The 12471-nt window shown below is 58.5% G+C and carries 17 protein-coding genes and 1 tRNA gene; 4 read left to right on the forward strand and 14 right to left on the reverse strand.

The annotated features are described in order from the left end of the window. Nucleotides 1–28 precede the first annotated feature (28 nt). From QZ650_RS02425 to QZ650_RS02490, 14 genes are all read right to left on the reverse strand, one after another. Entirely contained in the window at nucleotides 29–430 is a 402-nt protein-coding gene (locus QZ650_RS02425; RefSeq protein ID WP_292518140.1) for a 30S ribosomal protein S9, read from the reverse strand. 14 nt (nucleotides 431–444) lie between these two features. After that, nucleotides 445–867, reverse strand: coding sequence for a 50S ribosomal protein L13 (locus tag QZ650_RS02430; RefSeq protein ID WP_292518142.1), 423 nt, complete (start codon nucleotides 865–867; stop codon nucleotides 445–447). Between the two features lie 5 nt (nucleotides 868–872). Next, the gene (locus QZ650_RS02435) at nucleotides 873–1241 is read right to left on the reverse strand and encodes a 50S ribosomal protein L18e (RefSeq protein ID WP_292518144.1); all 369 of its coding nucleotides are present in this window, start codon (nucleotides 1239–1241) and stop codon (nucleotides 873–875) included. Beyond that, nucleotides 1238–2068 carry a DNA-directed RNA polymerase subunit D gene (locus tag QZ650_RS02440; protein ID WP_292518145.1) on the reverse strand — a complete coding sequence of 277 codons (831 nt, stop codon included), beginning with the start codon at nucleotides 2066–2068 and terminating at the stop codon, nucleotides 1238–1240. The genes QZ650_RS02435 and QZ650_RS02440 overlap by 4 nt, the downstream gene beginning before the upstream one ends. Next, entirely contained in the window at nucleotides 2068–2457 is a 390-nt protein-coding gene (locus QZ650_RS02445; RefSeq protein WP_292518147.1) for a 30S ribosomal protein S11, read from the reverse strand. Before QZ650_RS02445 ends, QZ650_RS02440 begins: the two co-directional genes overlap by 1 nt. A 4-nt stretch (nucleotides 2458–2461) precedes the next feature. Beyond that, nucleotides 2462–3010, reverse strand: coding sequence for a 30S ribosomal protein S4 (locus QZ650_RS02450; RefSeq protein ID WP_292518149.1), 549 nt, complete (start codon nucleotides 3008–3010; stop codon nucleotides 2462–2464). A gap of 12 nt (nucleotides 3011–3022) precedes the next feature. Further along, nucleotides 3023–3472 (reverse strand): 30S ribosomal protein S13, encoded by a 450-nt coding sequence (locus tag QZ650_RS02455; RefSeq protein ID WP_292518151.1) that lies wholly within the window; start codon nucleotides 3470–3472, stop codon nucleotides 3023–3025. Nucleotides 3473–3506: 34 nt separating this feature from the next. Beyond that, a tRNA-Ser gene (locus tag QZ650_RS02460) sits at nucleotides 3507–3591 on the reverse strand. Between the two features lie 114 nt (nucleotides 3592–3705). Next, the gene (locus QZ650_RS02465) at nucleotides 3706–4671 is read right to left on the reverse strand and encodes a deoxyhypusine synthase (protein WP_292518153.1); all 966 of its coding nucleotides are present in this window, start codon (nucleotides 4669–4671) and stop codon (nucleotides 3706–3708) included. 760 nt (nucleotides 4672–5431) lie between these two features. Next, a complete protein-coding gene (locus QZ650_RS02470) occupies nucleotides 5432–6214 on the reverse strand; it encodes a CBS domain-containing protein (RefSeq protein WP_292518155.1) in 783 nt (260 codons plus the stop codon). Then, nucleotides 6211–7050 (reverse strand): CBS domain-containing protein, encoded by an 840-nt coding sequence (locus QZ650_RS02475; protein ID WP_292518157.1) that lies wholly within the window; start codon nucleotides 7048–7050, stop codon nucleotides 6211–6213. Before QZ650_RS02475 ends, QZ650_RS02470 begins: the two co-directional genes overlap by 4 nt. A gap of 7 nt (nucleotides 7051–7057) precedes the next feature. Further along, nucleotides 7058–8005 carry a CBS domain-containing protein gene (locus tag QZ650_RS02480; RefSeq protein ID WP_292518158.1) on the reverse strand — a complete coding sequence of 316 codons (948 nt, stop codon included), beginning with the start codon at nucleotides 8003–8005 and terminating at the stop codon, nucleotides 7058–7060. A 42-nt stretch (nucleotides 8006–8047) separates the two neighbouring features. Continuing rightward, nucleotides 8048–8803: a CBS domain-containing protein gene (locus QZ650_RS02485; protein WP_292518160.1), complete on the reverse strand. Its 756-nt coding sequence runs from the start codon at nucleotides 8801–8803 to the stop codon at nucleotides 8048–8050. Next, on the reverse strand, nucleotides 8800–9363 hold the full coding sequence (locus QZ650_RS02490; protein ID WP_292518162.1) for a CBS domain-containing protein: 564 nt from the start codon (nucleotides 9361–9363) through the stop codon (nucleotides 8800–8802). Before QZ650_RS02490 ends, QZ650_RS02485 begins: the two co-directional genes overlap by 4 nt. A 211-nt stretch (nucleotides 9364–9574) precedes the next feature. Here QZ650_RS02490 and QZ650_RS02495 point away from each other — a divergent pair, with 211 nt between their 5' ends. The 4 genes from QZ650_RS02495 (at nucleotide 9575) to QZ650_RS02510 (ending at nucleotide 12392) form a co-directional block, all read left to right on the forward strand. Beyond that, complete coding sequence (locus tag QZ650_RS02495) at nucleotides 9575–10216, forward strand: Era-like GTP-binding protein (protein ID WP_292518165.1); 642 nt, start codon at nucleotides 9575–9577, stop codon at nucleotides 10214–10216. A gap of 5 nt (nucleotides 10217–10221) precedes the next feature. After that, the gene (locus tag QZ650_RS02500) at nucleotides 10222–10590 is read left to right on the forward strand and encodes a DUF2073 domain-containing protein (RefSeq protein ID WP_292518284.1); all 369 of its coding nucleotides are present in this window, start codon (nucleotides 10222–10224) and stop codon (nucleotides 10588–10590) included. Between the two features lie 23 nt (nucleotides 10591–10613). Continuing rightward, a complete protein-coding gene (locus tag QZ650_RS02505; RefSeq protein WP_292518168.1) occupies nucleotides 10614–10988 on the forward strand; it encodes a Zn-ribbon domain-containing protein in 375 nt (124 codons plus the stop codon). 276 nt (nucleotides 10989–11264) lie between these two features. Continuing rightward, nucleotides 11265–12392 (forward strand): KamA family radical SAM protein, encoded by a 1128-nt coding sequence (locus QZ650_RS02510; protein WP_292518170.1) that lies wholly within the window; start codon nucleotides 11265–11267, stop codon nucleotides 12390–12392. Nucleotides 12393–12471 lie beyond the last annotated feature (79 nt).

Here is a 12471-nt window from a genome sequence, read left to right on the forward strand (position 1 = left end):
GTCCTCCATCCCTTATATCTCTTTTCCTTCACCGGTAGGATTTCTGGAACTTTGCCCGTGCGCCTGGGCCGTGCGGCTTCTTGGTTTCCTTCTGCCGCGAGTCGTTTACGAGCAGCGTCCGGTCATACGCGAGGAATGCGTCCTTAATCTGGGGGTCGTTGTGCCACTCCACAATCCCGCGCGCAAGCGCCGTCCGGACTGCCTCGGCCTGTCCCATCGTACCGCCGCCTGCGACATCGATCGCCGCGTCGACACCGTCGAGCGCATTCGGGACCAGCAGCAACGGCTCGGCGATCTTCATCCTGATCAACTCGGTCCCGTAGATCTCCAGGGGCACGGAGTTGATGCGGACCCGGCCGTTGCCGGGCTTTAAGGTCGCCCGGGCGATTGCCGTCTTTCTCTTACCGCTTGTGTTGATGATCTTTGCCATTCCATCACCCTATGTTAGTATTTTGCTCCGAGGTTGGTGCTAATTGCTCCGACGGTAACGTACCGCGGGCTACTCAGCCGGTCGATGTGGGCCTCTGCGAGCGACTCGGCCTCCATCCCGACGAACTCTGTCGGGACGCCGACGTAGGTCTTGATCCGCTTGAATGCGGCGATGCCGCGCTCGCGTTTGTACGGGAGCATGCCGCGGATGGTGCGCTTGACGATATGGTCAGGCCGGCGCGGGAAGAACGGGCCGCCCTCACGGGATCCCCGCTCGCGCTTTGTGGTGTAGTTCGCGAGCACCTGCGCTTTGTTCCCGGAGACGATTGCCTTCTCGACGTTCACGATGGCAATCTCCTCGCCGGCGAGCGCACGCTGCGCGACGATGCTGGCCATCCTTCCGAGCAGTAATCCTTCTGCATCGATAACTGTAACCATTCGTCTCACCTGAGGATCCGTACCTTGCTGCCCTTCGGGTTGTCCCGAACGAGGTCCTCGATAGTCATGCACGTCCCGTTGGCACCGGTGATCTTGCTCACGGCAGCCTCAGAGAAGTCCAGCGCGGCGATCTTCACCGGCAGGTTGAGTGCGCCGCTGCCGAGCACCTTGCCCGGCACCAGGATCGTCTCGCCTTCGTTTGCGTAGCGGTCGATCTTGCTGAGGTTCACCTCGGCGTAGTTCTTCCGGGGTGCATCCAGCCTTCTTGCAATCTCACGCCAGATGTTCGCCTCATGTACGCGCGACGCGTCTTTCAGCGTCAAAATGAGGGCGGCCAGCCGGGGGTTTGATTTATTCTCGGTTGTCTTCTTCATTCAGTCCCCTCTCCCGTTATATCGTTCATCACGTCTACCAGGTCGTCTGATGATCTCTGAATGTATTGGAGCGCTCTCTCGATGATCTCCCGGACGGGCATGGATCCGTCGCTCTCCACCACGAAGATGAATCGGGTTTCGTCGGTATCGATATGGATGGCCGGCTCGTTGCCGATGCCGCCGGCAAGGCATGCCCGCTCGCAGAGCCTGCAGAGGGAACACAACTCCTGCTTTCCTTCAACGACCCTGACTCTTCCCTGCCCGGACTCGAGCACGTCGCGCGGACACTCATCGACACACATGCCGCACCCGTCGCACCGTTCATCGATGACGATCTCCGGATAGTTCTTGTAGCCGCAGGCGGTCGTCGCCTGCCACTTGGCATGCTCCTTTCCGGTGCCGACGATTGCCTGTGCTTCGAGCACAACCTTCTGCTCCGTGGCAAGTTCGATGATGGGGACGTTCTCCTCTGCCGGTGCGGCATCGGGGTCCTGGGGTATCAGGTCGCTTGAGTAGACCGTCTTCGGGCCCTCGACGGAGAGCGTGTAGGTGGCGGTGCAGACCGGGCACCCTGCGTCTTCGCAGGTGCATTCGCTACGTGGTTTGTAGCGCTTGAGGTCGGTCCGGAGCGGGATGAGTCCCAGCCGGTGCGCCAGCATCTCGTCGAAGAGGACGCTTGTGTTGTCGTAGATACGGACATCTTCGATGGCGAGCGTCGGCACCTCGCTGATCATCGCCCGCCGGAACATATTGGCGAACGATGTGGAAACGCCGCTTATGGTGAATTTGGCGACTCTCTCATCCAGTCGAGAAAACGCTATCTCCATTACACTCTCCTTCCTCTCCGGCCGCCCTTGCCGCGGATACCGTCGTGGGGCACCGGGGTGACATCTTCGATGCGGCCGATCCTCATCCCCGCACGGGCCAGGGCGCGAATCGCTGCCTGAGCGCCGGGACCGGGGCTCCGCTGCTTGCCCCGGCCTGGTGCGCGTACCTTCACATGGACGCCGGTGATCCCCTTATCGCGCGCGTTCTGCGCGACCTGGATCGCCATCTGCATGGCCGCATAGGGCGAGCTCTCGTTTCTGTCCTGCTTCACGACCATGCCGCCGCTGCTCTTCGTGACCGTCTCGGCGCCGGAGAGGTCGGTGATCGTGATGATGGTATTGTTGAAGGAGGCAAAGATGTGTGCAATGCCCCATTTCTCTTCTGCCATGATATTACCTCATTCCTGCGCGGGCGATCCGGCCTCTCTCGGGGTGGACGTCGTTCGTGAGCGGGGAGGGGCCGTAGTAGGTGATCTCCTGCTCTTCGGCTCTCTCGACCCGGTAACTCGGGACGGTTACCCTGCGACCGGCGATCGCGATGTGGCCGTGGGTGATGAACTGGCGGGCCTGCTTCGGGGAGCGGGCGAGCCCCTTCCTGAGGACCAGTGTCTGGAGACGGCGATCGAGCTGCTGCTCAACCTTCAGGGCGAGCACGTCACCGACCTCGGGGTTCTCGCCAATGAGCCCGTAGCGATAGAGGTGGTTGATGAGCTGGTCTCTCTTCTTCTCGTACTCCTCAAGGTTGATGCCTGCCGATCGCAGTGCCACCAGTTCTCGGGCAGCGGCGCGGTACTTCCGCAGCACACTCTGGGCCTTCCAGAGTTCACGCTTGTTCCGGAGCCCGTAGTCGATGATGAGCCGCTTTTCGTCCTCAAGTCTCGTCTTCTCGAACCGCCGCTTGGGCGTCGCGTACTGCTTGTGGTTTTTTCCGGGATATCCCATTTAATCACCGCGTTAGTCTTTCTTTCTCTTGACGCCGACGGTCGTGCCCGTTCTTCCGGTGGACTTGGTGCGCTGACCGCGGACCTTCTGCCCGGTCTCGTGCCGGATACCCCGGTAGCTCCGCATCTTCCTCATGCGGTTGACGTCTTCGTCATTCATCATGGAGAGATCGGTACCGAGGAGGTGGCGGACTTCTCCAGTATAGACGTCTTTTGGACGGTTGACCATCCAGTCGGGCACCTGTTCCGTGTATGTGTCGACGGCGGTTGCGAGCCGGTCGACTGATCCGTCGTCCAGTTTGCCGAGGACGGCGTGAGGATCTACACTGGCAAGAGCGGTGATGGTGCGCGATGTGTGCGGACCAATGCCCTTGATCCCGGTCAGTGCGATGTGCACTGCCTTGGTGCCGTCGAGATCAGTGTTTCTGATTCGAACAAAATACTTTATCTCTTCTTCATCCATGTGATCGCCTCATCATCGACATTGTCGGTGAAAGCGCTGAGGGAGGGATTTGAACCCTCGAGTCCCAGGGGGACACAGGTTTAGCAAACCTGCGCCATACCAGGCTTGGCTACCTCAACATAGAACTTCGCATCTTTCGATACTCGCAACACGCAATGGTGCTGCTCCAGACACAGCATTCTATGACTTGTGCCTATAGATTTAGGTTCGGTATCTTAATAATTATTTTGGTGTCAGGGGGCCCGGCGGGCCCGCTCAACCCCACTCCCGATCAGGCCTGACGCGACAATAGGGAGGGCAATCGTCGCGTCGCAGAAGCACTGGACCCGCGCTGACTCGGGCGCCTCCTTGCCCCAGCTGATCGCCTCTTCAAACGTGCACCCGGAGAGGCCGCCCCAGTGGGGGGCGTCGGTGGTGTACTGGATGGCGTAGGCGTGTCCGCCGAGGTGCTGTTCATGGATCGAGGCGATGACCTGCGTCTGCTGGATGAAGTTCTTCGGCACGCCCCCGCCGATGTAGATGACGCCGGTCTTTCGCGACTCCTCGACCATCCGCGTGATCTCGTCGGTATCGGCGAGCTGGTCGATATTGACGTCGACTCCGCGGCGGCGCGCCATCACGAGCCCGATGCCGATGGATGAGTCGCCGAGAGCGGGGATGAAGATCGGGACGTCGTACTCGGCGCAGGTGGCGATGAGCGACTGTCCCTCCGGCCGCCGCTCGCGGAGCCACTCGCCGAGACGCCGGATGAACGCGCGCGACGACCCGTGGAACGGTGCAATCTCGTCGGCGAACCGGGCGATCTCCGCGTCGATGCTCCGGAACTCTTCTTCGTAGGCAAAGACGTCGTAAATGCGGTCGATCCCTTCCTCGAGGAGTGCTGCATCGTCCGCGTGGTGGTGGCCAAGGTAGTGCCGCACGCCGAGGTGCTCACAGGTGTCGTGGAAGATGTTTGCACCAGTCGAGACGATGACGTCGACGTAGCGGTGCCTGACAAGTTCGATCAGCACGTTCTGCATACCTGCCGGGATCATCGCACCCGACAGTCCCATGAATATCGTGCAGTCTGGATCTTTGACCATCCTGGTCCAGACACCGAGCGACTCCCCGAGTTTTCTCCCCTGAAAACCGGTCTTGCTCATGGACTGAAGGAGGGCCGTTACATCCCTGTTTGGTTTGACTGGCTGCGTTGGTTTCATGGACAATCCTGGTATCCGTTTCTGGTTCTGGTGTATTAATGGTTGGTGCCGGGGGGGAATGACTTCACCGAAGGGGGATGGGGTTCGAGCGCCGGTAGGTTTTGCAATATTGGTGTATGAGGTGAGGGGCGGGTGCGAGGAGAGGTGTGTGAATTACAGGCACCAGGGTGCGGTTTCAACCGATGAACGAAAAAATTGCTGATGTAGAGAGAAACCCATAAACTGGACCGAGTGAGGAGGCCGAAGGCCGGGCGGGGTGGGGGCTACGAGGAGTGAGGATCTCTACGCGTTAGAGACAGGGGAGGGGTGAACCCCCCTCGAAACTCTTCGAGTTTCTCAAGCTCGCTACGCTCGCACTCCCCGTCAGCCTCTCCCCCAATGGTGATATCCCCACGGTCCAGTGTACAGGGTCTGTCCTCGCATCTGGGTGTCCACGCGCCCCACAAGGTTCGCGCACTCCTGGACTAGGCCCCTATAACAGCCCCCCCTCATACTCACCGCCCCAACCGCGTTCCCACCCGCCATATAAGATAGTTCCAGAACCCTCGCTCTCGCTCGCACCTTCGCGGTTCATGCTCCGGCCCCAGGCCCATCGCACCGCAGTTCACTGCCAGATCGATCAACACCTATGTGGGCAACAAACTGCATTCGGCCGGCCGGGCGAACCTTGACCCCGTCCCCGGCAAGCCTATCCCCTCAATCAAAAACATCCCGCCCGGCCCTGCCGCCGCCCTAAAAAAGAAGTGTTATCTGGGGCGGGTTACAGCGCCTGCACAAGCGAATTCCGGGTCACGAGGCCCGCGATTCTGCCGTTCTGCATGACCGGGACGGAACTGATATTCTTCTTGAGCATCAGGTCGATGACGTCCGAGACGTCCATACTCGCGTCCACCGAGATCAGGGGCGAGGTCATGATGTCGCGCACGAGGAGGTTTCGGATCCGGTAGTCCTGGCGGGTCCCTTCAACGATATCCTTGAACGCATAGAGCGCCTTTGCGACATCGGTCTCCGTGACAATCCCAAGGACGGTCTCCCCGTCCTCGACGATGAACCGGTTGATCTCGCCGTCAAGCATTCTCCGGCGGAGGTGGACCGCCCGCTCATCGGCCTGAATGGAGCGTGCTGGCTCCATGGCGTCCAGGAGGCCGCCGGCCGGCCGGAGCACCTTCAGGAGGTCGCCTGTTGTCACCTGTCCGATGAGGCGGTGATCGGGATCGAGCACCACAACGAGCTTGTAGCGCTGGAGCAGCGGCACCAGAACATCGATGCTCTGGTCCGGATATGCGGAGGTGAAGTTCTCCTCGACGGTGTTCGCGACATGAATGGATGTGGCTTTCATTGCCTGAGTCTTCTTGCTGCCAAGCGTCTCGGCGATTGCCGCCCGGGACGTCGTGCCGATGACCGTGCCGTTGTTGGTCACGATAAGCGGATCGACGCCCTCATCGAGCATCTTTTCGAGCGCTTCACTGACAAAGGCAGACTTTGCGATGGTGATCGGTTTCGCCATCACGTCTTTGATAAGTACCTGAAATCTGTCGCTCATTTTGCCACTTCCTTGATGATATCATCTCTCTTGAGCACACCCTGGATATCATCGTCCTCCGCGACAACGAGGCTGTTGACCTGGTGCTCCAGCATCAGCCCGACGGCATCCTGGAGGGATGCGCCGGGAGGGATGGTGATGACCGGGCGGCTCATGATGTCCTCTGCGACTGCCGATACCTCTACGACGTATCTGAAGCGTTTCTGCCCCGCCGGCTCTTCCTTCCGGAGATGGGTAACGTCTTTTCTGGGCAGGTTCATCCGTTCGTCCAGATACTCGTAGAATGCGAGGTTACTCTCCGTAATAATGCCGGCAAGGCTTCCATTGTCGTTAACGACAATAAGTTTATCGTTTTTTCCCTTGATCGTGTTGATAACGTGATCCAGCGAGTGATACCGGTTGACCGTGATCGCATCCTCCATGATCTCACTGACCTGGGCAGTGAGCCCCTGCACGTATGCCGAACGCATAACATCCAGTTTGGTGACGATACCGATCACCGTGCCGTCCTCGACCACGGGCAGTCCTGATATGTCCCTATCAAGCATCGTGGCTGCGATGGCGCGAATACTGGTCTCCTGCGTTATAGTGATCGGGTCCGGCGCCATCAGGACGCTGACCGGGATCCGGTCGATCGGGCGCCGTCGCCACATTGCCTCCGTCTGCCTGAGCCGGTAGGCGATATCCTTCTTGGTGAGGATGCCCTGAAGGTCGTCCTCTTCCATGACAAGGAGTCTTGACACACGGTGCTTCAGCATACGGTTTCGCGCATAGGCGACGTTATCGTTCGGTGCAACGACGTGCACCGGAGCGGACATCACATCAACGGCACGCATCCTTCCTTCACTCCTCTGCAAATGCTTTCACGAGGTCGTACTCCGTCACGAGCCCCACGAGGTGGGAGTCCTCTATGACGGGGAGCGCTCCGACCCGGCGCTGGACCATCTCGACGGCAATCTCGTGGATATTCCGGTCCGGCGCGATGGTGTGGAGGTCCCCCGAGAGGAGCGACCGCACCGGCGCCCCCATTACCTCGGCAGAATCCTCGGTCGTCAGTTGCTCGAAGGCCTTGCCCTTCCCAAGATAATTCATGACATCGGTGGCGGTAACGATGCCGCAGAGAACGTCGTCCACAACGACCGGGAGTCGCCGGAACCGGCACGTTATCATCTCCTCACAGACCTTGCTGACCGGTGTGTCTGGGCTGGTGACACGCACGGGGGCCTTCATGATATCTTCCGCCCTGCGGCTCGAGTGCTCGGTGGCAAGCACCTTCATCACATCACGCTCGGTCACGATACCCTTCAGGCTTCCTTCGGCGTCGGTGATAGGAATCCCGCCGATGTTTCTGTTGACGATGATATCGATCGCATCGGCAATGTTTCCGGTGACGGGCATGGTTACCAGGTGCGGGGTCATGATCTCGCGCAGCCCCTCGTTGATGGCCGCGAGGAAGTTGCCCCCGTGCTTGACCTGGACAAGGTTGAACTTGTCGCCGCCGCCCATGAAGTTGATGATGTCGCTGACGGTCACGATCCCGCGAAGATGGTGTGTTCCTGCATCGATGACCGGCAGCCTGCGAAACCCTTCACGGGTCATGATCTCCACTGCCTGGATGATCGGGGTGGTCCGCTGTGCCGTAACGACGTTTCTCGTGGCGATTGCCATGATCTCGCCTTCGGAATCAGCGATCCGCGTCTTGAAGTCGACAGGTCCGCGATCGAGTTTGCCCGGCATCTTCAGGAGCCGATCAGCCGGTTTCTTATCTGAGTTGTTCGGATTAGGTTGCATGGTATCACTCCTCTTTGGGTGCTATGGTACCTGCAGATGCCCTCACCGGGCAAGACTGCGCAGAACATCATGACGGTCGATAACGCCGACAAGCCTCTTACTCTCATTGATGACCGGGAGGATGCTGATATCGTGGTCGACCATCAGCTGGCTCGCCATTGCTACCGTGTCGTCGGGTGTTACGCTGATGACGGGTGTCGTCATCACCCGGTCCACCGTGGTCTCCGCCTGGTTCTTCACCGACGGGCGTATGCTCCCGGCACGCAGGAGGTCCCGGCGGGAGACGATGCCGATGACCTCCTTCTTCTGCATCACCGGGAACGCGACAAAACCACTTGTAACAATCAGGTTATAGATCCGGTGTATGGGATCCTGGTACGAGCAGGTGACGGGTTCCCGCGACATGACATCCTCAACCCGGCCCGGTATGGTATGGCGGGAGATCAGGACCGGGAAGAGTTCGGAGAAGAGAATCCCTGCCCGAAGCGTACCGTCTTCGCCGATGACGGCAGCACTATTGGTATTGGCATTCAGTATCGCGCGACCGACCTCAACGAGGGGCGTGTTCGGGGCGACCTGGGCGGCTTCCCTGACAAAGCCCCTGATCGTGACGTTTGATTTGGTGTCCGTCACTCGAAGGACGTCAGTTATATCGAGGTAACCCATCAGACGGTTCCGTTCGTCAACGACGTAGAGTTCACGAAAGACGTCGTCCCGGAGCACGCTCCGTGCTCTGGTGACATATTCATCGCATTGTAGGGCAGGAATATCAACCATCAGGTTTGAGGTCACTTTCATAGCAACTGCTCCTCTTCCCGACAGACGGGACAGAGCATAAGGCTGTCGACTCGTGAGAGGTCATCGGAGATCTTCCCGCACCGGTCACAGACGCCCATGGCGTACTCCTCCTCGCGGTTGATCTCGATGAGGTCCGCCAGCAACTCGTTCACCTCGGCTGCAACGGTGAGGATATCCCTGACCGTCACGATCCCGATGACCAGCTGGTCCTCAACCACAGGAAGTCTGCGGACACGGTGTTTCACCATCATTACCGCGGCATCCCCGACCAGCCTGTCTGCGCCGATGGTGATCAGCGGGGTGCTCATGATCTCGCTAACGCGGGTACCGCTTGGCTTTAAGTCTTTTGCCACAACTTTGCAGTTGATATCCTCCTCCGTGACGATCCCTATGGGCAGATTATTTTGCAGCACGATACAGCTACCGACCTCATCGCGGCACATTGACTGCGCTGCTCGGGCGACTGTTTCCCCCACATCGATGGTCGTTGGATGGCTCCGCATGACCTCCCTGACTGGAACGCGTGTCTCGAAGTGGATGGTATCGCTATTATTCATCATGGGATTCTCCTAATTCGGTCGTTATGAGAGCCGATTATCCAGGTGCAAGTGTATCTACGTTTCAGCAGTATAAAAGAATTCTCACGCACTGGAATTGATGCTTCGTTCCGGAAATCGGGATGATCTGCAGGATGGAACATATAATTATATTTAATTGTGAGTGTCATAGCATACGTAAGCATACAGAAAATGGTCAATCAGAAGGTGCCAGATGAGTTTCTTAGTTCGTACAAAACAGAAGATATCCCAAATCCTTAAGACGTTCTTCGGGCAGCAAACCTGCCGCATCGGGATCTATGGGCCTCCCAATGCCGGCAAAACGACACTTGCGAACAGGATTGTCCGGGATTGGATAGGGGATGCAGTCGGGCCGGTCAGTGAGGTACCTCACGAGACGCGTCGCGTGCGCCGCAAGCAAGATGTAACCATCACTGGCAGCGATGGCAACTCGATCACCTTCGATATCGTCGATACGCCGGGTGTGACGACCAAGATCGACTATAACGAGTTCATCGAATACGGCTTCGATAAGGAGGAAGCGGTTAAGCGTGCGCGAGAGGCGACCGAAGGCGTCGCCGAGGCGATGCACTGGCTCCGGGAGGACATCGACGGCGTCATCTATATGCTCGACTCCACGCAGGACCCGTTCCAGCAGGTGAACATCATGATGGTGGGGATCATCGAGAGCAGAAACCTCCCGGTCCTGATCGTCGCGAACAAGACCGATCTCCCCGATGCCTCCCCGGCGCGGATCAAGAGCGCGTTTCCCCAGCACCCTGTGGTCGCCATATCGGGTCTGGAAGGAAGCAACGTAGATGAACTGTACGAGAAGATGGCGTCCTATTTCGGGTGATGGAGATGATACAGGGTGTACAGATAGACCTTATTTCGGCAGAGCGCCTTGATCGGCTCACGGGCATGGAAAAGATCCGCCTGATCCTCGACGATGTCATGGAGGGGAACATCGTCGTCCTGGAGAAGGGCCTCGCGCCGGACGAACAGAGCAAACTCATCGAGATTACGATGCGGGAGATCACGCCCGATGGGTTCACGGGGATCGAGATGGAGACCTATCCTATCAAGGATGCCCAGGAAGGGTTTCTGTCGAGGCTTCTGGGGGGGAAGCGCTCGGAGACCCGGCTGACCGTTATCGGGCCTGCAAACCAGCTCAAGACTATTAAGAAGGAGAAAGACCTCATCAGCGCGTGGATCTCCTCCTCACGATGAAGAACGTTTACGGGTGATACAGGATGCCTCACAAGTGTACGCAATGCGGCAGGGAGTTCGAAGACGGTTCGACAAAGATACTGAAAGGATGCCCGAGTTGCGGCGGAAAGAAGTTCCTTTACATCCGTGAGGCCGAACGGCACGACGATGTGCTGAAAGAAAAGACCGTCGATGAGATCGCCAGGGAGACCGGGCGGGATGTGCTTGAGGTCCGGCAGGACCGACGCAGAGAGGAGATCGAGGTCTTTGAGCGGATTGAGAGCATCCGTATCCTCGGCCCCGGTTCGTACGAACTGAATATCGAGAAACTGGCCCGGTCCGACGAGGTCGTCGTCGGGCTGGAAAAAGAAGGGAGGTACATGGTGGATATCCTCTCTATGGGCAAGAGGAAAAAGTAATCGCCTGAAGGCAATTTTTGTGGGCCCGCCCAATCCCCGCCATTTTCGTGGGCCCGGCCAAAATATTAAGTAATCCGAGAACCATTTTTTCGGTATCAAGAGAACTCGACACCCTAAGTTGCATATCACGGGCGATGGTTTCCTGCATAAGAGCACGGCACTCTCATGAACCCTTTCCACAATCGGACTGCCATCCTTGATCCCGCTCTCATGCATTTATCCCCGATTACTGCTGGCCGTTCCACGGAGCGGAAGGTGTCGACAGAAAGGAGGAGTATGAACCCGACATATGTTGCATCGCTGGATAAGGTTGCCAGTATCGGCGCAAAAGAACGCGCCGAACTCGCACGGGTAACCGATCTTTTTGCGTTCCGTTCGAACAGTTACTATCTCTCGTTGATCGACTGGGAGGATACAAAGGATCCTATCCGGAGGCTGATCATACCGAGCCTGGAGGAGCTTGAGCCCTGGGGACACCTCGATCCCTCATCGGAGCACCGGTATACCCGGGCACCGGGGCTGCAGCACAAGTACCGGGAGACTGCTCTCCTGCTCGTGAGCGACCTCTGTGGCGGTCTCTGTCGCTACTGTTTCAGGAAACGCCTCTTCATCAGGGATGCACGTGAGGTGAATAAGGATATCTCCGAAGGGCTTGCCTATATCCGTGACCACCCGGAGATCAATAACGTCCTGTTGACCGGGGGCGACCCTCTGACCCTCAAGACCGACCAGCTGCTTGATACCGTCCGCCAGCTCCGGGATATCGATCACGTCGGGATCATCCGGATCGGCACAAAGATGCTCGCGTACAATCCCTACCGGGTCATCAACGATCCCGGACTCCTGGATATGATCCGGAAGTACAGTCACGATCAGAAGCGCATTTACATCATGGCGCAGTTCAACCACCCGCGTGAACTGACCGACGCCGCACGCCAGGCGGTCTCCCTTCTGCAGGATGCCGGGGCGATCATCATGAACCAGACACCCCTGCTCCGCGACGTCAACGATAGTCCCGGTGTTCTCGCCGGGTTGTTTAACAGACTTGCATCCATCGGTGTCCATCCGTACTATGTCTTCCAGTGCCGCCCCACGACTGGAAACCGGCCGTTCGCTGTCCCGGTGGAGGAGTCTTACAGAATCTTCGAGCAGGCACGCTCGGTCTGCTCGGGGCTTGCGAAACGGGCACGGTTCGTGATCTCCCATGCGACCGGCAAGATTGAGGTTGTGGGGAAGACCGGTGAGTTCACGTACTTCAAGTACAACCAGGCGGCAAACCCGGAGGACCGCGGGCGGTTCATGGTCTATAAGAGCAACCCGGATGCCTACTGGTTCGACGACTACACCGACCTTGTGGACGAGGGGAGGGTGAAGGGATCCAGCGGGCCGGTCCAGGCGGCCTGAACACCGCCTTTTCTCTCGCCCCTGGTTTGAATACTGCATCCGTCCGATAAACATGGTTTTCCGGCCGGACCGGGGGGTA

This window comes from Methanoculleus sp., from assembly GCF_020696975.1.
GTDB lineage: Archaea > Halobacteriota > Methanomicrobia > Methanomicrobiales > Methanoculleaceae > Methanoculleus.